Here is a 22,246-nt window from a genome sequence, read left to right as displayed (position 1 = left end):
TCCAGATATAAAATTCGAGAAGATTCGATATTGGATCCAGCCTGGCGCCAAGCCCCCAACATGAACATCGACGTCATCATCAAGGCACTCGCACACCCTGTGCGGCGCGAAATCCTGCAGTGGCTGAAGGCGCCCGAAAAACACTTCGCCGAGCAAGCCCACCCCCTCGAAGTCGGGGTGTGTGCGGGCATGTTCGAGCGCTGCGGCTTGTCGCAATCCACGGTATCCACCCACCTCGCCACCCTGCAGAACGCCGGTCTGGTCAGCACGCGGCGCATCGGCCAGTGGGTGTTCTACAAACGCAACGAAGAAACGATCAGCACTTTCCTGCGCCAGATCAGCGACGAGCTCTAGGGCTTCGCCTGCTCCCAGGCCCCTGTGGCACAGCACTGAACACGCGCCCGATCATCAGCACCAGGCTCCAGAAACGCCCTTCACTACAGGACACAGACCTCCCATGCCTACCCTGTTCGACCCATTTACCGCCGGCGACATCGCGCTTTCCAACCGTATCGTCATGGCCCCGCTGACCCGCAACCGCTCACCCGGCGCAGTTCCCGGCACGATGACCGCCACCTACTACGCACAGCGCGCCAGCGCCGGCCTGCTCATCACCGAGGCGACAGCCATCACGCAGCAGGGCCAGGGCTATGCCGATGTGCCCGGCCTGTATGCGCCCGATCAGCTGGCCGGCTGGCGTCGCGTCACCGATGCGGTCCATGCCGAAGGCGGAAAAATCGTGGTGCAGATGTGGCACGTCGGACGCATTTCCCACGCCTCGCTGCAGCCCGCTGGCGGTGCGCCGGTCGCCCCCTCTGCGATCACGGCCAAAGCCAAGACCTATATCGTGAATGCGGATGGCAGCGGCGAGTTCGTTGCCACCTCTCAACCACGGGCGCTGGCGCTGGACGAGCTGGCTGGCATCGTTGAAGACTATCGGCGCGCGGCCCGCGCTGCGATCGATGCCGGCTTTGACGGAGTCGAGGTGCATGCTGCGAACGGCTATCTCATCGATCAGTTCCTGCGTTCCGGCAGCAATCAGCGCACCGACGCTTACGGCGGCAGCATCGAGAACCGCGCACGCCTGCTGGTTGAAGTCATGGAAGCGATCACCACCGAAATCGGCGCCGGCCGCACGGCCATTCGCATCTCGCCGGTCACGCCCGCCAACGACGCATCGGATCCCGATCCTCAGCCGCTGTTCGACTATGTGGTGCGACAGCTCGCAAGATGGCCGCTGTCCTACATTCACGTGATCGAGGGCGCCACCGGTGGCGCGCGTGATTTCCAGCAAGGCGACACGCCCTTCGACTACGCGGCCCTGCGCGAATCCTATGCCGAGGCTGGTGGCGCTGGCGCATGGATGGTGAATAACGGTTACGACGGCACGCTGGCAGAAACGGTCGTGGCCGATGGCCGCGCCGATCTGGTCGCCTTCGGCAAGCCCTTCATCGCCAACCCCGACCTTGTGCGCCGCCTGCGCGAACGCGCGCAGCTCAACACGCCGGACACGAAGACCTTCTATGGCGGTGGGGAAAAAGGCTACCTGGACTACCCGACGCTGCCCTGATCCCAGCACGCAGCCCGCATGGCGAACGCCTCCGGCATTCTTAGCGGAGGCCGTCAGCGCGGGCGAACAGACGCCCGACCGCCGCCGGGTTGGACGGGAAGTACAGATGCACGTACGAGGCGGTCAGCCGGGCACGACGGTAGATCGCCTCGCCCTCGCGCCCGTCCGGCGTGTGCGCACGAATCAGGGGCTGCAGCGGGGTTTCGCTCTTTGAATAGTGGAAGGTGTGCCCGGCCAGCCTGCCCTCGGGCAATTCGGCAATCTGCAGGCCGAGTGCGGCAAGCCGTTTCTGCATCACGGCGCGCCCCGGCAGCAGCCCACCGAAGGCGTGCGCCTCCTCCGCCTTGTCGACCACGGTTTCGAACAGACTCATCATGCCACCGCACTCGGCCAGCACCGGGCGGCCGGCATCGACATGTGCGTGCAGCGCCTGCCAGAACCCTCGATTGGCCGCGAGGCGCTCGCCATGCAGTTCCGGGTATCCACCCGGCAGCCACACAGCATCGCAGGCAGGTAGCCCGTCGCCCGCGAGCGGAGAAAAGAAGGCGAGCTCGGCACCCAGCGCGCGCAAGCTATCCAGATTGGCCGAATAGATGAAACCGTAGGCCGCATCGCGCGCGATCGCGACCGTATGCCCGGCAAGGACCGGCGCCACGGGGGCTGAGGGCGCAGCGGTGAAGGCGACGGCAGGCGGCAGGTCCGCTGCGCCAGTCTGCGCCAGGCTGTCGGCCAGACGATCCAATCGGGCATCGAGATCTTCGATCTCCGCCGCCTGCATCAGTCCGAGGTGGCGCTCGGGCAGGGCCGCATCGGCATCGCGCATGAGCGCGCCGAACCAGCGCATGCCCCCGGGCAAGGACGCCTCAAGCATTCCGGCGTGGCGCGGGCTGCCGACATGGTTGGCGAGTACGCCGGCAAATGGCAGGCCTGCGCGGTAGGTCGCCAGCCCATGCGCCAGCGCGCCAAAGGTCTGCGCCATCGCGCGGGCATCGATCACGGCCATGACGGGCAGTCCGAAGCGGCAGGCAATGTCCGCACCCGAGGGCGAGCCGTCGTACAGCCCCATGACGCCCTCGACCAGGATCAGATCGGCCTCACCCGCCGCGTCGTACAAACGCCGTGCGATGTCGTCCTCGCCGCACATGCCGAGATCGACGTTGTACACAGCCGCAGCGCTGGCCACGGCATGAATCTGCGGATCAAGGAAGTCAGGCCCCGACTTGAACACCCGTACCTTGCGCCCAAGGCGGCTGTGCATGCGCGCAAGCGCCGCCGTGACAGTGGTCTTGCCCTGGCCGGAGGCCGGGGCAGCGATGAATAGCGCCGGACAATGGCGGGACGTAATGGTATCGGTCATGTCGATGAACGCCACGAATGGGCGTCTGGAAGGGCTGAAAAAGATGCGCGCCGGCGTAGGCCGGGCGCTAGCGCTCGCCGTCGGGCGTTGCGGGATGCACCACCGCGCAGCCTGCGTGCGGGGGATGGGGTGTATCCGCTGCACCCTGCGGGGTGAACCATGCCAGACGCGGGTAGAGCCCGACCACTCCGCCGACCACGGTCAGCGCTGGCGGGCGGATGCCGGCCGCCTGCACCCGCTCGGTCAGCGTCGCAAGATCGGCCGTTACCACGCGCTGGGCATCGGTCGTGCCGCGCTCTATCACCCCGGCTGGCGTGTCCGCCTGCAGGCCATGAGCGACGAGCTGGTCACAGATCTCGGCCAGGCGCGAGATGCCCATGTAGATCACCAGCGTCTGCCCCGGGCGCGCAAGCATCGGCCAGTCCAGATCGAGCGCGCCATTCTTGAGAAAACCGGTGGTGAAGATCACCGATTGCGCATGATCGCGGTGGGTCAGCGGAATACCTGCATACGCCGCAATGCCGGCAGCAGCCGTGACGCCCGGCACCACCTCGACGGTAATGCCGGCCTCGACCAGCACCTCCATCTCTTCACCGCCGCGCCCGAAGATGAAGGGGTCACCGCCCTTCAGCCGCACCACCCGCTTTCCCGCCTGAGCCAGCGTCACCAGCAAGCGGTTGATTTCGTCCTGCGGCAGGGTGTGATCGGCGGCCTTCTTGCCGACATAGATGCGCTCTGCCGCCGCAGGCGCCAGAGCGACGATTGCGGGGCTGACAAGGTTGTCGAAGACCACCACATCGGCGCCCCCGACCAGGCGCGCACCGCGCAGCGTCAGCAGTTCCGGGTCACCGGGACCGGCCCCGACCAGATACACATGGCCGGGCTGGGCGCCGGCTCTCGCGCCAGGCATGACGGGCACACTCATCTCACCACTCCATGCCGGCCATCGCCTTGATGCCGGCCGCAAACGCATGCTTGACCACGGTCATGTCCGTCACCGTGTCGGCGACCGCCACCAGTTCAGGCGGCGCTGCACGGCCGGTCACCACCACGTGCTGATCGACCGGCCGGGCCATGAGGTCGGCCACCACGCTATCCACTTCAAGATAGCCGTACTTCAGCGCGATGTTGAGCTCATCGAGCACGACAAGTCCAGTCTCCGGGTCGCGCAGAAAGCGGCGAGCCTGCTCCCAGGCGGCGTGTGCCGCTGCCACGTCGCGGGCGCGATCCTGTGTTTCCCAGGTAAAACCCTCGCCCATCACATGCCAGCTCACACCCGGCTGCTGGCGGTAAAAGGCTTCCTCGCCGGTATCCGAGCGGCCCTTGATGAACTGCACCACGCCGACCTTCTGTCCATGGCCGAGCGCACGCGCAACCAGCCCGAATCCGGCGCTGGACTTGCCCTTGCCGTTGCCGGTATTGACCAGCAACACCCCGCGTTCGATCTGTGCTGCGGCGATGTGGCTGTCGACCACGTCCTTCTTGCGCGCCATGCGGGCGTTGTGGCGCGCGTCCTTGTCCTGATTCTCGCTCATCGTGTTCTCTCTCGTTCAGGGGTTCGCTGGCGTGACGGACTGCGACACGCCCATGACCTTGCCAACTGCAAAAACTGCCTCTGGCGGGCAGCATACGAATACGGCGTTCATGGCTTCAATCAGGCAGAAAGGTTACCCGCCCATCGAACTCGAAGCGCCGCAGCGGATGCCCGAAGGCATGGCTCAGGCATTCGGCCTGCAGCACGGTGTCGCGGTCGCCGGCAATCACGCCACCCTGACCATCGAGCAGGATGATGTGGTCGGCAAAGCGGGCGGCAAGATTGATGTCATGCAAGACCATGACCACCCCTCGACCCTGGTTCGCGAGCTGGCGGAACAGGGCCAGCACCGCAATCTGGTAGCGCAGGTCGAGGTGGTTGAGCGGCTCGTCGAGCAGGAACAGTTGCGGCGCCTGCGCCAGCAGTGCGGCAACGGCTACCCGCTGACGCTCCCCCCCCGACAGGGTGAGGATGTCGCGCCACTCGAAGCCGGCCAGCCCGACATCGGCAAGCGCCGCACGTGCGATGCGTTCGTCGTCCGTGCCTTCCCAGCCCCAGCGCCCGAGGTGCGGGTGACGGCCGATGAGCACGGACTCCAGGACGGACGCGGCAAAGTGGTCGGGTTGCTGCTGTGGCAGCACGCCGCGGAACCGCGCTGCATCGAGCGCGGACCACCCCGCGTAGGGCGCGCCGCCAAGGCGCACCGAGCCGACGCTGGGCTCGCGCAGTCCAGCCAAGGTATGCAGCAGCGTGGTCTTGCCCGCGCCATTGGGTCCGAGCAGCACCAGACATTCGCCCATCGCCAGCTTGAGGCTGAACTCGCAACACAGCCAGCGTTCGCCCGCCTTCAGCGCGAGCCGGTCGGCCTCGAGCAAGGGGGAGTCGAAAGCGGGCGCGGGCGCGACTGAAGTCTTCATGTCAGCGCGGATGACGTGCAAGCAGGAACAGGAACACCGGCACACCGATGAGTGCAGTCAGCACGCCCACCGGCAGTTGCTGCGGCGCCATCACCGTGCGCGCCAGCGTATCGGCCACGGTCAGCAGAATGCCCCCCGCCACTGCCGCGGTCGGCAACAGTACGCGCTGGTCGTTGCCCAGCGCGAGCCGCACCAGATGCGGCACGATCAGCCCGACGAAACCCACCGAGCCCACCTGCGTCACCGCCACCGCGGTCAGCAGCGAAGCCAGCACGTACAGCCCGAGGCGCAGGCGTTTGACGCTCACACCGAGCGCATGTGCAGTCATCTCGCCTCGTGCCAGCACGTTGAGATCACGCGCAAACGGCAGCACCGCGAGCAGGCCGATCAGCAGCACGCCCAGTGCCGGCCACGGGTTGGACGCGCCACTGGCATCGCCCATCAACCAGAACAGCATCGACTGCACCCGTGTGTCCGGTGCCAGCGCCAGCATCAGCGTTACCGCCGCGCCACAGCCTGCGGCCACGATCACACCGGTCAGCAGCAGGCGCGTCTGCGTCCAGCTGCCGTCGCCGTGCGCAAGTCCGAACACCAGCAACATGGCAATCAGGGCGCCGGCAAACGCGCCGCCATCAATCCAGATGGATGCCGCCCCCAGCGAAATGCCGGTCAGCGCACCAACCGCAGCGCCGCCGGAAATGCCGAGGATGTAGGGGTCGGCCAGGGGATTGCGCAGCAAGACCTGCATCAGCGCCCCCGCCAGCGCGAGCAGGCCGCCACACACAAAGGTGGCCACTGCGCGCGGCAGACGGAGTTCGCGAACGACGCTGGCGGACATGCCGTCGGCACCGCCCAGCGCCGCAAGCACCTCGGCGGGCGCGATGGGCAAACTGCCCGCGATCAGCGCCCACGCCAGCGTCAGCGCCGCGACCAGCACCAGCAGCGCCGCGACGACAAGCAGGCGGCGGCGCCTGCCCGTCATCAGGCAGTCCCCGCCCTTGTGCAATGCCGCGGCCACCATGCGCTGTCAGTGCAGTGCGTAGCGCAGCGAAACGAAGGCATTCGCGCCCTTCGTCCCGTAGCCCTGCGCCAGTTCGTAGTCCCTGTCGAGGATGTTGTTTGCACGCAGCTCCACACTCCAGTCGCGCGCCAGCGCGTAGTGAACATAGGCATTGAGCAAGGAATATCCGGCCAGCCGTTTGGCCGATGTGTTGCTCGCCGTTGTGTCGAAACGTCGTCCCTGCCCGGTCAGCTCCATCCCCCAGGTCCAGGCGCCCGTGCTGCGATCGATGGCAAGCGAAGCGCTTTCCTTGGCGCGGCGCCCGAGGTAATTGCCGCTATCCTTGTCCTTGGCCTCGAGAAAGTCCACGTTTGCACGCAGGCGGTAGCCGTACACCATCGTCGTCAGTCCCAGCTCCACCCCTTCCAGCGTTGCGGTGGCGACGTTGTCCGCGATGCCGGAGCTCCAGTCGATCAGGTTCTTCACCCGGTTGTTGAAATAGGTCGCGCGCACCGCGGTCGCACCACGCTCCCAGACCAGTCCGAACTCGCGATTGAGCGCCTCTTCCGGCTTGAGGTCGGCGTTTCCGCCAAAGCAGCCGTAAGAACCGAAACATGCCAGCGGGTAGTACAGATCGTTGAAGGTCGGTGCCTTGAACGCGGTGCCGATACTGCCATGCACACGCCATTCGGGCAGGAACTGATAGCCATATGCCGCCGACCCGGTGGTCTCCCCGCCGAATTGCGAATCATCGTCGTGACGGACATTGAACTGGACGCTGTGCTTGTCGAACTGACCGCCCCAGCCGAGCACCAGCGAATTGGTGTTGCGCTGCGTCTTGGCATACGCGGTGGTCGTGCTCACGTTCTGCTCGAGATACTCGTATGCGGCCAGCAGCGACCCGCCGGCCAGCGCGACATCGTTTTGCCAGGTGAACTGCGTCTGCGCCGTATCGAACTCGGATGTTGAGGTCGCGGTGGAGTGGTCATGCGAGGTGTCCGCGCTGTAGCCGACCTTGACCGTGCTGGCCCAATCGCCAGTGATCTGGTTGCGCATGTAAACGCTCGCGGTATCGGTCTGCTTATCCAGGTAGGAGTCGTAGGTCTTGCCGGCGTCGTACCAGCTGCGGCCATCGGTATGAAACACTGACAGGCCGATCTCGTCGCGCTCGCGCAAGCCCACCGTCAGCGATCCATTGACGTAATTGTTGCGGAAACCATCGTCGTCCTGATCCCTGCCTGCATAAGAGGTGGGCCTGGCATTGATACCGTCGGTGCGGTCCTCACCGACGACCAGACTGTAACGCAGGCGATCCACGCCGCCTGCGACCGTGGCCTCCAGGGAACGACTGTTTTCGGTGCCGAAGCCGATGCGAGCCGACGGCTGGAAGCCTTCCTTGCCCTTGCGGGTAAAGATCTGGATCACACCGCCGATTGCGTCCGAGCCGTACAGCGCACTTGCCGGCCCGCGCAGGATTTCGACACGATCGATCAGGGCCAGGGGAATCGTTTCCAGCGAGGGCGAACCATTGGTCGCAGACCCCACCCGCATGCCGTCGATCAGAACCAGCGTGTGACCGGAATTGGCACCGCGAATGTAGATGCTGCTGCTCGCGCCGGCGCCGCCGTTACTCACGACCTGGATGCCGGATCGCGCCGAGAGCAGCTCGACCAGGCTCGAATTACCTGCCGCGGAGATTTCCTCACGACCGATCACCTCAACGCTGGCCAGTGCTTCTGAGGCACTGACGGGCTGACGGGTGGCCGTAACAACGACCTGATCGAGTTCGGATTCGCCATGCGCGGTCTGCGCCTGGCCGAGTACGGGGTAAACGAGCGCGCACGCCGACGCGATGATGGAAAGCTGGATTTTCACTGGAAAGACTCCCTGCGCCACGGCCCGCGTCCCCGCATGCCGTAGCTGACTCGAACAAGAACATGCCGGAGAGAGAGTCGAAGAGAGCCGAAAACCGCCGCACCCGTCGCTGCCACCCCGCAGCACATTCGCCATTTCGCATTCGGGCCGGTATCCGGGCTCATGAGCTGTCTGGAGCAACATCCTCCTGACCCGACGCATCGCCTTCCCGGGCATGACCCAGTGGCTTTTCGAGGCGTCTTGCACTCACTTACCGTTGCGGGGGCAGCACAGGCATTGCACGCTTGCGGCGTGCGCACCTGTTTCCCGTTTAACCCTGTGGCGAGAGTCGCCGTCGGGCACCACGAACGCGTTGCCCCTTTCGGAGCAGAGGGGGCGGATGATACCGTGTCCAGCCATCTCGTGCACTGCAAAAAGCGAAGCATTCCAATGACCTGCGAATTCATTCTTGGCGGCGCCCGCTCGGGGAAAAGCCGTCACGCCGAGCAACGCGCCCACGACACCGGCCTGCCGGTCACCGTGATTGCCACGGCGGAAGCCGGAGACGAGGAGATGGCAGCACGCATCCGCCGCCACCAGCTCGACCGCCCGCCGCACTTCCACACCGTCGAAGCGCCCGTCCGACTGGCCGAAACGCTGAAGCACGAGGCTGCCCCCGACCGCTGCATCATCGTCGACTGCCTCACGCTGTGGCTGTCGAACCTGCTCATGGAGGCGGACACGCTTGCATCTGCGCACAGCGCAGACACCCTGCCGCTGTTCAGCCGCGAACGCGACGCGCTGCTCGCCACCCTGCCCGAGCTTCCCGGCACCATCGTGCTGGTCGCCAACGAGGTCGGTCTCGGTCTGGTGCCGGAGCACCCGCTCGGGCGCCTGTTCCGCGACGAGGCAGGACGGCTCAACCAGGCCGTTGCCGAGCGCTGCCAGCGCGTCGTCTTCGTCGCCGCCGGCTTGCCGCTGGTACTGAAGGGTGGCTGAACCGGCGTGCTAACATCCGCCGCGCTCATCCACACCCTGTTGCGAAAACACCCATGAACTTCACCATCAGCGCGCCGGATCAGACGCTCGCGCCCCGGCTGCAGCAACGCATCGACACCAAGACCAAGCCCCTCGGCGCACTCGGCCGCCTGGAAGCGCTGGCGCTGCAGATTGGCCTTGTACAGCAGACCGAAACCCCCGCCCTGAACCAGCCGCACATCATGGTTTTTGCCGGCGATCACGGCGCGGCGCGCGCAGGCGTTTCGGCCTACCCGCAGGATGTGACCTGGCAGATGGTGGAAAACTTCCTCGCCGGTGGCGCTGCAATCAACGTCTTCAGCCGGCAGATGGGGCTCGGGCTGACCGTGATCGACGCCGGCGTGAATCACGATTTCGGCAAGCGTCCCGGACTGATCGACGCCAAGATTGCGCCCGGCACCGACAATTACATCGAGCGCCCGGCGATGTCTGCTGCACAGTGCGAAGCCGCCCTGGTAAAAGGCCGTGAGCTCGCCCATGCGCTGGCCGCGAACGGCTGCAACTGCGTAGGTTTCGGCGAAATGGGCATCGGCAACACCGCCGCTGCATCACTGCTGACCCACTGCCTTGTCGCCGGCAGCGATCTTGCCACGGTGACCGGGCGCGGCACCGGACTCGACGACGCAGGCCTTGCGCGCAAACAGGTGCTGCTCAAGCAGGCACTCACCCGCGGCGGCCGCCAGCGCGACCCGCTGGTCGCCCTGGTGCAATACGGCGGCTTCGAGATCGCGATGATGGTCGGGGCGATGCTTGGCGCGGCCGAGAAGCGCATGGTGCTGCTGATCGACGGCTTCATCGTGACCTCGGCGCTGCTCGTGGCCCATGCGATTGCGCCCGCGGTCCTGCCCTACTGCGTGTTCGCCCACCGCTCGAAAGAACCCGGCCATACGCTGCAGCTCGAACACCTCGGTGTCGAACCGCTGATGGAGCTTGATCTGCGCCTGGGCGAAGGCACCGGCGCTGCGCTGGCCTACCCACTGGTGCAGGCGGCAGTGAATTTCCTCGACGAGATGGCGAGCTTCGAGTCGGCAGGCGTCAGCGCGCAGGACTGACGCCCGGCGATGCGCTACCAGCTCGAACTCTTCTTCACCGCACTCGGCTTCTTCACGCGCCTGCCGGTCCCTGCCTGGGTACCGTGGTCCACCGAGCGCCTGAATCATGCGGCGCGCTACTTCCCTCTGGTGGGCTGGGTCGTGGGCCTGATCGGGGCAGGCAGCTATCTGATCTTCGCCCTGGCGCTCCCACCCGTGCTGGCCGTGATTCTGTCGATGGCCGTCACGGTTCGTGCCACCGGCGCCTTTCACGAGGACGGCTGGGCCGACACCTGCGACGGACTTGGCGGCGGCTGGGAGAAGGCGCAGGTGCTGACGATCATGAAGGATTCGCGCATCGGCAGCTACGGCACCGTCGGCGTGGTGCTGATGCTGCTCGCCAAGGCCGCCGCCCTGTTCGAGCTCGGTGCCCATGGCGCGTCGGGTGTCGCTGCGGCCATTCTCGTCGCACACCCGCTGTCGCGCCTGTGCGCGACCAGCCTGATCCACCGCCTGCCCTACGTGCGCGAGGACGAGAGCGCGAAGTCGAAACCGCTTGCGCGCCGCATGAACGGTGCGGAGCTTCTGATCGCAGCCAGCTTCGGCCTGCTTCCGCTGATACTCCTTGGCCCGCTCGAGGCCCTGTGCGCCGTGGCTGCGGTCACGCTCGTCACCGTGTGGGCCGCACGCATGTTCGTGCGCCGACTCGGCGGCTATACCGGCGACCTCCTCGGCGCCACCCAGCAAGCCACCGAGCTTGCCTGCTACCTTGGCATTCTGAGCGCATGGAACTTCACCTGATCCGCCACCCCCGGCCCGACGTCGCGCCCGGCGTGTGCTACGGCCGGACCGACGTCGGTTTGGCCGAATCCGCCGTCGATGTCGCGACCCGGTTGCGCCCGCTCCTGCCCGAGCGCTTCGCGCTGCACGCCAGTCCGCTCAGTCGCGCCCGCCTGCTCGCCGAAGCGCTCGGCACACCGCAGATCGATGCCCGCCTGCAGGAAATGAGCTTCGGCGAATGGGAGGGGCGCCGTTTCGACGAACTCGGCACCGCCATCGACGCCTGGGCGGACGATCCGCTCGGTTTTCGCGCACCGGGCGGCGAGTCTGCCCGTGACCTGAGCTCACGTGTCCTGCCCTGGCTGGAAGAGGTGCGCAGCGCTGCGGCTGACGACCTGCCGGTGGTGACCGTCGCACATGGCGGACCGCTGCGGGTCATTGCCGGCCATCTGCTGGGCCTGCCCCCCGAACGCTGGCTGGCGCTGGACTTTGCCTGTGGCCAGGTCACGCGAATCGACGTTGAGTCGTGGGGCACGACCCTGAAGTGGTTCAATCGCTAGCCCGCGACAGCCACCCCTAAAACGAGGGGGGTGCGCGCTCGCAGTCGTCGCCTTCCGCCCTTCGTGGGATAATCCCCGTCTTTCCAACGTCTTGCCTTGCGCTTAATGCCGAACATCCTGCCCGACTTTTCCGCTGGTCGCCTCCTCGTCATCGGTGACGTCATGCTAGACCGCTACTGGCACGGCTCGACCACCCGTATCTCGCCCGAGGCGCCGGTGCCCGTGGTCAAGGTCGAAACCGACGAGTTCCGTGCCGGCGGAGCGGGCAACGTGGCCCTTAACGCGGCCTCGCTTGGCGCCTGCGCAGAACTGGTAGGCTTGGTCGGACGCGACGAACCTGCCCGCCTGCTGCGCGAGCGGCTTGAGCACGGCGGGGTGCTGTGCCGGCTGCTCGAGGCACCGCAGCACCCAACCATTACCAAGCTGCGCATCATCAGTCGCCACCAGCAACTGATCCGGCTCGACTTCGAGGACAATTTCGCAGTACTCGAATCCGCCGGTATCGAACAGGCCTTCGAGGCTGCCCTGCCGGACGCGCACGCTGTCGTGCTGTCGGACTACGGCAAAGGCACGCTTGCCCAGGTCAGCAGCCTGATTCGGCTCGCTCGCGAACGTGGGCTGCCGGTCGTGGTCGACCCCAAGGGCGCGGATTTCGGCCGCTACAGCGGTGCCACCGTAATCACGCCCAACATGACCGAGTTTGAAGCGGTGGTCGGGCACTGCAGCGACGAAGCCGCGGTGCGCAGTCGCGGTGAAGCGCTGATCGAGGCGCTCGGCCTGGAAGCCCTGCTGATCACCCGCTCCGAACGCGGCATGACGCTGCTGCAAAAAGGCCAGGCTGCGCTCGACCTGCCGACCCGTGCGCGAGACGTATTCGACGTGACCGGCGCAGGCGACACCGTGGTCGCCGTGCTCGGCACCGGCCTCGCCTGCGGACTGTCGATGGCGGACGCCACCGCACTGGCCAATACTGCTGCCGGCGTCGTCGTCGGCAAGCTCGGCACCGCCACCGTGAGTCTCGCAGAGCTCACCGCGGCGCTGACCGCAACACATTGAACTAGGAGTTCGCATGATTATCGTCACCGGCGGCGCCGGCTTCATCGGCAGCAATCTCGTTCAGGGTCTGAACGCACGGGGTATTTTCGACATCCTCGTGGTGGATGACCTCAGCGACGGTCACAAGTGTCTCAACCTCGCGGATGCCGACATCCGCGACTACATGGACAAGGACGATTTCCTCGCGCGCATCGAGGCCGGGGAGAATTTCGGCTCCATCGAGGCCGTCTTCCATGAAGGCGCCTGCTCGGCCACGACCGAGTGGGATGGCCGCTTCGTGATGAAGGTGAACTACGAATACACCAAGGCCTTGCTGGCCTGGTGCCTGGCACGCAAGATTCCACTGATCTATGCCTCGTCCGCATCGGTGTACGGCATGGGTCCCAACTTTCGCGAGGCGCGCGAGTTCGAGCAGCCTCTCAACATGTACGCCTACTCGAAGTTCCTGTTCGACTGCCACCTGCGCCCCCAGCTCGACGGTCTTGAGAGCCAGGTGGTCGGCCTGCGCTACTTCAACGTCTACGGGCCGCGCGAGCAGCACAAGGGCAGCATGGCGAGCGTGGCCTGGCACTTCAACAATCAGCTCAACGATTCCGGCCGCGTGCGACTGTTCGAGGGCTCCGACGGCTATGGCCCGGGCGAACAGCGCCGCGACTTCATTCACGTGGATGACATCGTCGCCGTCAATCTCTGGCTGCTCGACAACCCGCAGGTCTCGGGCATCTACAACCTTGGCACCGGGCGTGCGCAGAGCTTCAACGAAGTGGCACGCGCGGCCATCAAGTGGGCCCGGGCGAACGGCAGCGAAGGCGGCGGCATCGACTACATTCCCTTCCCTGAGCACCTGAAGGGCCGCTACCAGAGCTTCACCGAAGCCGACATGAGCGCACTGCGCACAGCCGGCTACGACCGCCCCTTCATGGATGTCGAGACCGGCGTGCCGCGTTACCTCGACTGGCTCGCCCGCAACGGCTGACCCGGTGAAGGCAGCAGGAATGCACAGAATTCTCGTCGTGGGTCCCTCCTGGGTGGGTGACATGGTGATGGCCCAGAGCCTGTTCGTGACGCTCAAGCGCGGCGGCCCATGCGAGATCGACGTGCTCGCCCCGGGCTGGTCGCTCCCCATTCTTGCGCGCATGCCCGAGGTGCGCCGCGGGGTGGCAATGCCGCTCGGTCATGGCGAATTCGGTCTCGGCAAGCGCTGGGCGCTGGGTCGCGAACTGGCCGCCGAAGGCTATGATCAGGCCATCCTGCTGCCCAATTCGCTGAAGTCGGCGCTGGTCCCGTTCTTTGCCCGCATCCCGCTGCGCACGGGGTTTCGCGGCGAAATGCGCTACGGTCTGCTCAATGACCTGCGCCTGCTCGACGAGACCGCGCTGCCGATGACCGTGCAGCGCTTCGTCGCCCTCGGCCGGCCGGCGGACGCTGCCGTGCCGCCCACCTTTCACAATCCGCGCCTGCTTGCCGACGCGGCCAACCAGGCCACACTGCACAGCCGGCTCGGACTCGCCGACGACCGGCCCGGCATCGCGTTCATGCCAGGCGCGGAGTACGGCCCTGCCAAGCAGTGGCCGCTGCCCCACTACGCCGCACTCGCCCGCGAACTGGTTGGCCGTGGCTACCAGGTCTGGATTCTCGGTTCGGCCAAGGATCACCCTGCCGCAGAGGAGATCGCAGCCGACACGGTCATGGTCCATAACCTGGCCGGTCGCACACAGCTGGGTGACGCAGTCGACCTCCTCGCGCTGGCCGAGGCCGCAGTAACCAACGACTCCGGCCTGATGCATGTCGCTGCGGCACTCGACGTACCGCTTGTGGCGATTTACGGTTCTTCCAGCCCCGAGCACACACCGCCCCTGTCGGCGAAGGTCTCGATCCGCAGCCTGGGGCTCGAGTGCTCGCCCTGTTTCAAGCGTGTCTGCCCGCTCGGTCACACCCGCTGCCTCGTCGACATCAGCCCGGCAAGCGTGCTGCAGGCACTCGAAACACTGGGCGCAGGTGGCGCACGCATGGCCGTCGCGGCAGACTGAGCAGCCCATGCGAATCCTGATCATCAAGACCTCTTCGCTGGGTGACATCATCCACACGCTGCCCGCGATCACCGATGCCGCCCGTGTTTTTCCGGGCATCCGCTTCGACTGGGTCGTGGAAGAATCCTTTGCCGAGATTCCGGCCTGGCACCCTGCGGTCGACCGCGTGATTCCTGTGGCGCTGCGACGCTGGCGCAAGCATCCGCTGAAAGCGCGCCAGAGCGGTGAATGGCGCGCATTTCGCCAGGCAATGTCGGTCGTCGAATACGACGCAGTAATCGACGCGCAGGGGCTGCTCAAGAGCGCCTGGCTCAGTTGCTACGCCCGTAGCCCGGTGCACGGACTGGACCGGCACTCCGCACGCGAGCCGCTCGCCAGCCTGCTCTACCGTCATCGCCATGCGGTGCCCTGGGGGCGGCATGCGGTGTTGCGCGTGCGCGAACTGTTCGCCGATGTACTTGGCTACAGCCTGCCGGCAGAGGCATACAGCGACCGCGACGGTGCCGAACCTGCGGGCGCCTCCGCCTATGGACTCGATCATGAGCGCGTGCTCGCAACGGCCACCCATCGACCGGACACAAACAAGCCCTACCTCGTCTTCCTGCACGGCACGACCTGGGCCACCAAGCACTGGCCCGAAACCTACTGGCGCCAGCTTGTTGAGCGCGCGAGCACGCATGACTGGCAGGTTCGGCTTCCCTGGGGCAGCATCACCGAACACGAGCGCGCAGACCGCATCGTTGCCGGCATTGCCGGCGCGAGCGTGCTGCCGCGACTCACGCTGACCGACCTCGCCGCCGAACTCGCCGAAGCGACCGCCTGTGTTGCGGTCGATACCGGCCTGGGCCATCTGGCTGCGGCGCTCGACGTACCCACCCTGTCACTTTTCGGCCCCACCAATCCCGGCTACACGGGGGCCTGGGGCCGCAGCCAGGTTCATATGGCCGCCGACTTCGACTGCGCTCCCTGCCTGCAGAAGGAATGCAGCTACAAACCAACAGCCGAAGACCGCAGTCGCTTCGACCTCAAAACCGAGCACCCCCTGTGTTTCACCCGGCTTGCGCCGGCGCAGGTATGGTCTGCGCTCGAAACGCTGCTCGAGCAGCGACTCGACCCCTCCAAGGACTCTGCCTGATGCAGCTTGCATTCTGTCTGTACAAATATTTCCCCTTCGGCGGCCTGCAGCGCGACTTCCTGCGCATCGCCCTTGCCTGCCAGTCCCGTGGTCACGACATCCGCGTGTACGTTCTCGAATGGGAGGGCGAAGTGCCGCCCGGATTCGACCTGATCAAGGTGCCGGTCAGCGCGATGCTCAACCACCGCCTGTACGCAAAGTTCACGCGCTGGGTCGAGGCCGATCTCGCTCGCAGGCCGGTGGACCGCGTGGTGGGATTCAACAAGATGCCGGGGCTCGACGTGTATTACGCCGCCGACCCGTGCTACGAGGAGAAGGCGCGCACCATGCGCAAGGCGCTGTATCGCTACAGCCCGCGCTACCGCCACTTCTCGGCCTATGAACGCGCGGTGTTCGCGCCCGAGAGCCACACCGAGATCCTGATGATCTCGACCACGCAGCAACCGTTGTTCAAGAAGCATTACGGCACGCCGTCCAAGCGCTTTCATCTGCTGCCACCGGGCATTGCGCCTGACCGCCGCGCGCCGGCCAACGCCAGCGAGTTGCGCGTTGCCGCGCGCGCGCGCTTCGCCTCCGAGTTCAAGCTTCAAAGCGGCGACCTGCTGCTGGTGCAGATCGGCTCGGATTTCATGCGCAAGGGACTGGATCGCAGTATCGAAGCCATGGCCTCATTGCCCGAGCCGCTCAAACGTCGCACCCGGCTGGTTGCGCTCGGCGCCGACGACCCTGCGCCGTTCATGAGCCAGGCCGCACGCCTCGGTGTCGGCGAAAGGGTGTTCATGCCCGGCGGGCGCAAGGATGTGCCCGACTTTCTGCTCGCAGCCGACCTTCTGCTCCACCCTGCCCGCCACGAGAATACCGGCACGGTGCTGCTCGAGGCGCTCGTCGCCGGCCTGCCGGTACTGGCCTCAGCCGCCTGCGGCTATGCGCACTACATCACCGATGCCGACGCCGGCAGCGTGGTCGGAGAGCCTTTCCATCAAAGCACGATGAACGACACCCTGGCGGCCATGCTGTCGACCCCGGACGCGCTCACCTGCTGGCAACACAACGCCCTCGTCTTTGCAAACAGCGCCGACCTGTACAGCCTGCCGGAACGCGCCACCGATGTCATCGTAGGCAAGCGCGGATGAATCGGCAGGAACTGCGCCCCCCGCTGACGACGCTATGGTCCGGCCGCGACCCCTTCGCGGCCGCGGCCACACTCGCGCGGGAGGCTGCAAGCGGCGACCTCGTGCGCGACGTCGAGGGCCGGCGCACGCTGCGTTTCGAAATCGACAGTCGCGGCTATTATCTGAAACTGCAGAACGGCGTCAGCTGGGGACGCATCGCCGAGGAGCTCATCCATCTGCGGCGCCCGGTGCTCGGTGCAGGAAACGAATGGGACGCGATCCGGCGTTGCCATGAGCTCGGCGTACCCACAATGACGGCCGTCGGCTTCGGCGAGCGTGGTTCAGGGCCTGCGCGGCGAGACTCGTTCATCGTCACCGAGGCGATCGAACCCGCCGTCGACCTCGATGAATTCACCCGCAACTGGCGCGAACAGGCACCACCGCCCGCCCTGAAGCACGCGCTGATCCGGGCGGTCGCGTCGATCGCACGGCGCATGCATGAAGGCGGTGTAAACCACCGCGACTTCTACCTGTGCCACTTCCTCATGCGTACCGTCCCCGAACCGTCTGCGGGCGCCCTCCAGCTCGCGCTGATCGATCTCCATCGCGCACAGCTGCGCAGCCATACACCGCGACGCTGGCGCGACAAGGACCTCGCCGGCCTGTACTTCTCGGCACTCGACATCGGGCTCACCCGCCGCGACAAGCTGCGCTTTCTGCGCGCCTATTTCCCGACGTCCCTGCGCGAAACGCTGCAGTCCGAGCGCACGTTGCTGACACAGCTCGAGCGTGAAGCAGCTCGGCTCAAGCTGCGCTTTGAGCGCAAGTTCGCTAATCGTCCGGCGTTGCAACGATGATTCGCTGGTCCCTGAACGCCGGCGCCCTCGATGCAAGCGCAGAACGCGCCTTTGCCTCGCTCGACAGCGTCTTCGCACTCGAAGGCGAGCAGGTGGCGGCCGACCCGCTCAGCCAGGTATTGCGTGTTACCGCAGGGCTCCGTCGCTACTACGTCAAGCGTTACCACGGCGCCGGCAAGAACCCGCTACGCCGCTGGCTCGGCCGCCCCAGGGTGCAAGCCGAGTGGCAGAACCTGCGCCATTTCGCCGAGTGGGGCATCCCCACCGCCACCCTGGTCGGCTGGGGCCTGGAGCGACGCAGCGGCGAGTTCCTGCGCGGTGCGCTGATTACCGCCGAACTGCCGGACACCACCGATCTCAATCAGCTCGCGCTGCGCAAGGATGCACGCCTGACCAACCCGCGCTGGGTCGCGGCGGTATCGCGTCAGCTGGCGAAGATGACGCGCACCATGCATGCCCACCGCTTCACCCACAACGATCTGAAGTGGCGCAACCTGCTGGTGGACGATGCAGCCGCACCGCGGCTGTACCTGATCGACTGCCCGTCTGGCGAGTTCTGGTGGGGCCCATTCCTGCGCTACCGGATCGTCAAGGACCTGGCCTGCCTCGACAAGGTGGCGAAGTACCACCTGACCCGCACCCAGCGCCTGCGCTTCTATCTGGACTACGCTCAGAAGGCACGACTGGATGCCGGCGACAGGAAGCGGGTGCGCCACATCCTGCGCTTCTTCGATGGCCGCGAATGAGGCTGGCATGACGGACACCCGCCCCGAGGGCACGACGCCCCTGCTCGACGCTGCCGCTCTGCAGACGGCGGGCCGCCAGCCCCCCGCTGCATTCCGCGTTCGCCTCAAGGACGGACGCGAGTTGCAGCTCATTCGCCTGCTGCGCGTGCTGCCGGGCAAACGCGTGGTGGGTGAAGCCGTGCTGGACGGCGAACATGTGCTCGCCAAGCTCTTTGTCGACAAGCGCAGCGCCCGCTACTGGTCGCGCGAGCATGCCGGCATTGCCACCCTGACCAAGGCCGGTATCCCGACGCCCGCAGCGCTGCTTGCCGAAGCGCTGCCGGAGGGCGGCCACGTTCTGCTCACCCGCTTCCTGGCTGACGCCCGCAGCCTCCTCGAAGTCTGGCAGACCCTGCCGGACATCCGCCCCGCTGCGCCGGACGCAACCGAAGTGCTCTCCCCAGCCTTTGCACTGCTGGGGCAATTGCATGCGGCCGGCCTGACGCACTCGGACCTTCATTTCGGCAACTTCCTGCAACACGAGAACCGCCTGTTGCTGATCGACGGCGATGCCGTACAGGCGCACGGCGAGCCTCCACTTCCCTCCGCCACCGCAGCGCGCGACCTTGCCATGCTGATTGCACAACTCCCGCGCACCTGGGACGGAGCGCTCGCCCCCCTGATGGAGGCTTACCGCCACAACAACCCGCACATGCCCTCGACCGCCGAGCAGGCCGGGGCACTGAAGACGGCACTGGCGTGGCGCTTGCGCGACTACCTCGACAAGACGGGGCGCGATTGTTCGCTGTTCAGTGTCACGTCCCGGTTCAGGCGCTTCGAGGCCGTGCTGCGCAGCGAGCGCAATCGCCTCGCACCGCTGCTCGACGACATCGACGCATCCATCGAAGCCGGCTCCCTGCTCAAGCGCGGCAACACCTGCACCGTTGCCAGCGTGCTGGCCCGGGCTCAGCCGGTCGTGGTAAAACGCTACAACCTCAAGAACCTGCGCCACGCCCTGTCGCGGCTGTGGCGCCCGAGCCGCGGCTGGCATTCATGGCGCGAAGGCCACCGCCTGCGCCTGTTCGGCATTCCGACCCCCACCCCGCTGGCACTCGTCGAGGAGCGCTGGGGGCCGTTGCGCGGACGCGCATGGCTGATCACCGAACACTGCCCCGGCATCGACCTGCTGACCCACCTCGACCCGGATTCCGCACCACCGCCAGCCGAAGCCAGCGCACTGCAGATCCTGTTTGCCACCCTGTACCGCGAGCGCATCAGCCACGGCGACCTCAAGGCAACGAATCTGCTGTGGGACGGCAAGGATGTTCAACTGATCGATCTCGACGCAATGCAACAGCACCGCAGCGATGCAGCCCACCAGCGCGCCTGGCAGCGTGACCGCAAGCGACTGTTGCGCAACTGGCCGCCTGACTGTGTCCTGTCTGAATGGCTTGACGCTCACCTTCCCGCAGGCTGAAGCGGGCCGCTCAGTCCGCGTCGAATGCCAGCCACGGCGCGCGCAGATGACTGCATCTCAGTACCGTCACCACACCGACGGACGCACCACGTGATCCTGTTCGGCGCGAACCGGTATTGCGCGCATGCAATGACAATTTTATAAGGCTATTCCATGTCCTGGCTTCACTCCCGGCGCATCCGCTTTCTCTTCGCAGGCGTCACGCTTTTCTTCATCCTGTTCGCCGCCCTGCGACTCGGCTTCCTCATCGCCTCCGCGGATCATGCGGCGCTGGCCGGCGAAAGTGCCGGAGTCATCCTTCAGACAATCTCGATTGGACTCCGCTTCGATCTTCGGCTCGCACTGCTGATCATGCTGCCGGTTGCATTCGCCGCATCCCTGCCGCGGGTCAATCTGGTGCGAAGCAGGTTCACCCGGGCACTGACCGGGCTCTACCTCGCACTGGCGACCCTGCTGGTGCTGCTGGTCTATGTGCTCGACTTCGGCCACTACTCCTATCTTGGCCAGCGGCTGAGCGCGACGGTCTTCCGTTTCGCCGGAAACGCGGACATCTCGACGCGCATGCTGTGGGAGAGCTACCCAGTGGTCTGGATCAGCCTCGGATGGCTCGCGCTGACAGCAGCTTTCGTCAGTCTTCTCTTCAGGGCGGCGCGCGTCACGCTGGACCGCCCACGCCGGCAACCGATCCGCCCGCTCCCCGCAATCGCCGGAATTGTCCTGGTTGCCGCACTCGGCCTTCTCGGGATGCTTGGCCGGGTAGACAACATCAACCCGGAGAACCCGGTACCGCTGCGCTGGAGCGATGCATTCTTCTCCGGCAATGCTGCAGTCGGCGCTCTCGGTCTCAACCCGGTGACCTTCATTTACGACACCCACCGGATCCCGCCCGAGAAATACGATTTGGCCGAACTCCGCCGACACTACGACACCGTCGCCCACTACCTGTCGGTCGACTCGCCAGATCCCGCGACACTGTCGATGCAGCGCACGGTCAAACCGCATGTGCACCGCCTGCCGGTCGCACAAGCACCCAACGTAGTGTTCATCATGCTCGAATCGCTTGGCGCGAGTCGCTCCGGCCTGTTCGGCAACCCGCTTGATCCCACCCCCGAGCTGGACGCCCTCGCCCGCGAAGGCTGGCTGTTCCGCAATCTCCATGTTCCGGTTACCGGCACAGCCAAGACCGTCTGGGCCAGCATCACCGGCATCCCCGATGCGGCGCGCAGCGAAAGCGCCACGCGTAACCCCTTCATCAGTTCCCAGCACTCGGTGATCAATGCCCTGAAGGGATACGAAAAGATCTATGCGGTCGGCGGCAGCGCCGGATGGGCCAACATGAACGCACTCGTCCTCGGCAGCATCGACAAGGTCAGGCTCTATGAGGAGGGCCACTGGCGCGCGCCCAACGATGACGTATGGGGCATCTCCGATCTGAACCTGTTTCGCGAAACCGATGCCATCCTGCGCGAGCAGGCGAAGAAAGGGCCGTTTTTCGCCTACATACAGACCGCAGGCAACCACAGGCCATTCACCATTCCCGAAGACAATGACGGGTTCGTTGCAAGCTCCATTCCCGATGCCGAGGCGCAGAAGGCCGGCTTCCAGAACACGGCCCAGTTCAATGCGGTCAGGCTGCTCGACCATAACGTTGGCCGCTTCATCGAGATGGCGCGCGCGAGCGGTTACTACGACAACACGATCTTCGTGCTCTTCGGTGACCATAACGGCCGCATCTCCACCCTGCCCTTCATGCCTCCTGCGTTCGAACTGCTGGGGCTGGAAAGCACGCATGTGCACGCAATGATCCATGCGCCAAAACTGATTCAGCCACGCCTCGTCGACGAGGCCGCAAGCCTCGTCGACCTGATGCCGACGGTCGCCGGCATGCTTGGACTCGAATACGGCACGGCAACCATGGGACGCGACCTTCAGTACCCGGCGCCCGAAGGCGAGCGCGCGGTACCCGTGATCCTGCGCGAAGGCGCATTCCCGGTCATCGGTGCGGTGACCCGCAAGCACCTGGTGCGGATGAACGCGGACGGGAGCAAGGCAAGCATGCACGACCTCGCCGCCGAGGCGCCCCTGAAGGATGTCTCGGCCAGCCATCCAGAGGAATTCGCGCGTCTGTCCAGACTTGCACGTGGGCTGCACGAGAGCGCACGCTTCATGATGTACGACAATGTGGTCGGCAAATGAAGCCCGGCCAAAGGCGT

Annotated in this window: 21 protein-coding genes and 1 riboswitch; of the genes, 15 read left to right on the top strand and 6 right to left on the bottom strand. The window is 65.9% G+C overall.

The window, feature by feature from the left end:
- The first annotated feature begins 60 nt into the window (after positions 1-60).
- Positions 61-354 carry an ArsR/SmtB family transcription factor gene (locus CEW87_RS09600; protein ID WP_108972571.1) on the top strand — a complete coding sequence of 98 codons (294 nt, stop codon included), beginning with the start codon at positions 61-63 and terminating at the stop codon, positions 352-354.
- Between the two features lie 103 nt (positions 355-457).
- Complete coding sequence (locus CEW87_RS09595) at positions 458-1,570, top strand: alkene reductase (protein WP_108972569.1); 1,113 nt, start codon at positions 458-460, stop codon at positions 1,568-1,570.
- A 40-nt stretch (positions 1,571-1,610) separates the two neighbouring features.
- Here CEW87_RS09595 and CEW87_RS09590 read toward each other — a convergent pair whose 3' ends face one another.
- The 6 genes from CEW87_RS09590 to CEW87_RS09565 form a co-directional block, all read right to left on the bottom strand.
- Positions 1,611-2,927: a cobyrinate a,c-diamide synthase gene (locus CEW87_RS09590; RefSeq protein WP_108977087.1), complete on the bottom strand. Its 1,317-nt coding sequence runs from the start codon at positions 2,925-2,927 to the stop codon at positions 1,611-1,613.
- 67 nt (positions 2,928-2,994) lie between these two features.
- Complete coding sequence (gene cobA, locus CEW87_RS09585) at positions 2,995-3,852, bottom strand: uroporphyrinogen-III C-methyltransferase (RefSeq protein WP_108972567.1); 858 nt, start codon at positions 3,850-3,852, stop codon at positions 2,995-2,997.
- Position 3,853: 1 nt separating this feature from the next.
- Positions 3,854-4,462 (bottom strand): cob(I)yrinic acid a,c-diamide adenosyltransferase, encoded by a 609-nt coding sequence (gene cobO / locus CEW87_RS09580; protein ID WP_108972565.1) that lies wholly within the window; start codon positions 4,460-4,462, stop codon positions 3,854-3,856.
- 115 nt (positions 4,463-4,577) lie between these two features.
- A complete protein-coding gene (locus CEW87_RS09575; RefSeq protein WP_108972563.1) occupies positions 4,578-5,378 on the bottom strand; it encodes an ABC transporter ATP-binding protein in 801 nt (266 codons plus the stop codon).
- 1 nt (position 5,379) lies between these two features.
- Positions 5,380-6,360 (bottom strand): FecCD family ABC transporter permease, encoded by a 981-nt coding sequence (locus tag CEW87_RS09570; RefSeq protein WP_108977085.1) that lies wholly within the window; start codon positions 6,358-6,360, stop codon positions 5,380-5,382.
- 45 nt (positions 6,361-6,405) lie between these two features.
- The gene (locus tag CEW87_RS09565; RefSeq protein ID WP_108972562.1) at positions 6,406-8,253 is read right to left on the bottom strand and encodes a TonB-dependent receptor domain-containing protein; all 1,848 of its coding nucleotides are present in this window, start codon (positions 8,251-8,253) and stop codon (positions 6,406-6,408) included.
- 127 nt (positions 8,254-8,380) lie between these two features.
- Positions 8,381-8,614: riboswitch (cobalamin riboswitch) on the bottom strand.
- 68 nt (positions 8,615-8,682) lie between these two features.
- Here CEW87_RS09565 and cobU point away from each other — a divergent pair.
- From cobU to CEW87_RS09500, 13 genes are all read left to right on the top strand, one after another.
- Positions 8,683-9,231, top strand: coding sequence for a bifunctional adenosylcobinamide kinase/adenosylcobinamide-phosphate guanylyltransferase (gene cobU, locus CEW87_RS09560; RefSeq protein WP_108972560.1), 549 nt, complete (start codon positions 8,683-8,685; stop codon positions 9,229-9,231).
- 53 nt (positions 9,232-9,284) lie between these two features.
- Entirely contained in the window at positions 9,285-10,322 is a 1,038-nt protein-coding gene (cobT, locus tag CEW87_RS09555; RefSeq protein ID WP_108972558.1) for a nicotinate-nucleotide--dimethylbenzimidazole phosphoribosyltransferase, read from the top strand.
- A 9-nt stretch (positions 10,323-10,331) separates the two neighbouring features.
- A complete protein-coding gene (locus tag CEW87_RS09550; RefSeq protein ID WP_108972557.1) occupies positions 10,332-11,102 on the top strand; it encodes an adenosylcobinamide-GDP ribazoletransferase in 771 nt (256 codons plus the stop codon).
- Positions 11,087-11,641 carry an alpha-ribazole phosphatase family protein gene (gene cobC, locus CEW87_RS09545; protein WP_108972555.1) on the top strand — a complete coding sequence of 185 codons (555 nt, stop codon included), beginning with the start codon at positions 11,087-11,089 and terminating at the stop codon, positions 11,639-11,641. Before CEW87_RS09550 ends, cobC begins: the two co-directional genes overlap by 16 nt.
- 105 nt (positions 11,642-11,746) lie before the next feature.
- Positions 11,747-12,697: a D-glycero-beta-D-manno-heptose-7-phosphate kinase gene (rfaE1, locus tag CEW87_RS09540; protein ID WP_108972553.1), complete on the top strand. Its 951-nt coding sequence runs from the start codon at positions 11,747-11,749 to the stop codon at positions 12,695-12,697.
- Positions 12,698-12,710: 13 nt separating this feature from the next.
- On the top strand, positions 12,711-13,673 hold the full coding sequence (gene rfaD, locus CEW87_RS09535) for an ADP-glyceromanno-heptose 6-epimerase (RefSeq protein WP_108972551.1): 963 nt from the start codon (positions 12,711-12,713) through the stop codon (positions 13,671-13,673).
- Between the two features lie 19 nt (positions 13,674-13,692).
- The gene (gene waaF / locus CEW87_RS09530) at positions 13,693-14,727 is read left to right on the top strand and encodes a lipopolysaccharide heptosyltransferase II (RefSeq protein ID WP_108972549.1); all 1,035 of its coding nucleotides are present in this window, start codon (positions 13,693-13,695) and stop codon (positions 14,725-14,727) included.
- Positions 14,728-14,734: 7 nt separating this feature from the next.
- Entirely contained in the window at positions 14,735-15,862 is a 1,128-nt protein-coding gene (gene waaC / locus CEW87_RS09525; RefSeq protein WP_108972547.1) for a lipopolysaccharide heptosyltransferase I, read from the top strand.
- Positions 15,862-16,995, top strand: a complete 1,134-nt coding sequence (locus CEW87_RS09520) for a glycosyltransferase family 4 protein (RefSeq protein ID WP_108972545.1) — start codon at positions 15,862-15,864, stop codon at positions 16,993-16,995. The genes waaC and CEW87_RS09520 overlap by 1 nt, the downstream gene beginning before the upstream one ends.
- Positions 16,992-17,831: a lipopolysaccharide core heptose(I) kinase RfaP gene (gene rfaP, locus CEW87_RS09515; protein WP_108972543.1), complete on the top strand. Its 840-nt coding sequence runs from the start codon at positions 16,992-16,994 to the stop codon at positions 17,829-17,831. The genes CEW87_RS09520 and rfaP overlap by 4 nt, the downstream gene beginning before the upstream one ends.
- Positions 17,828-18,577 (top strand): lipopolysaccharide kinase InaA family protein, encoded by a 750-nt coding sequence (locus CEW87_RS09510; protein ID WP_108972541.1) that lies wholly within the window; start codon positions 17,828-17,830, stop codon positions 18,575-18,577. Before rfaP ends, CEW87_RS09510 begins: the two co-directional genes overlap by 4 nt.
- 7 nt (positions 18,578-18,584) lie before the next feature.
- Entirely contained in the window at positions 18,585-20,033 is a 1,449-nt protein-coding gene (locus CEW87_RS09505; protein WP_108977083.1) for a lipopolysaccharide kinase InaA family protein, read from the top strand.
- A 153-nt stretch (positions 20,034-20,186) separates the two neighbouring features.
- Positions 20,187-22,229: an LTA synthase family protein gene (locus CEW87_RS09500; protein ID WP_108972540.1), complete on the top strand. Its 2,043-nt coding sequence runs from the start codon at positions 20,187-20,189 to the stop codon at positions 22,227-22,229.
- The last annotated feature ends 17 nt before the right edge of the window (positions 22,230-22,246 follow it).

It is taken from the genome of Parazoarcus communis (genome assembly GCF_003111665.1).
Lineage (GTDB): Bacteria > Pseudomonadota > Gammaproteobacteria > Burkholderiales > Rhodocyclaceae > Parazoarcus > Parazoarcus communis_B.
This window is presented reverse-complemented; position numbering and strand designations above follow the sequence as displayed.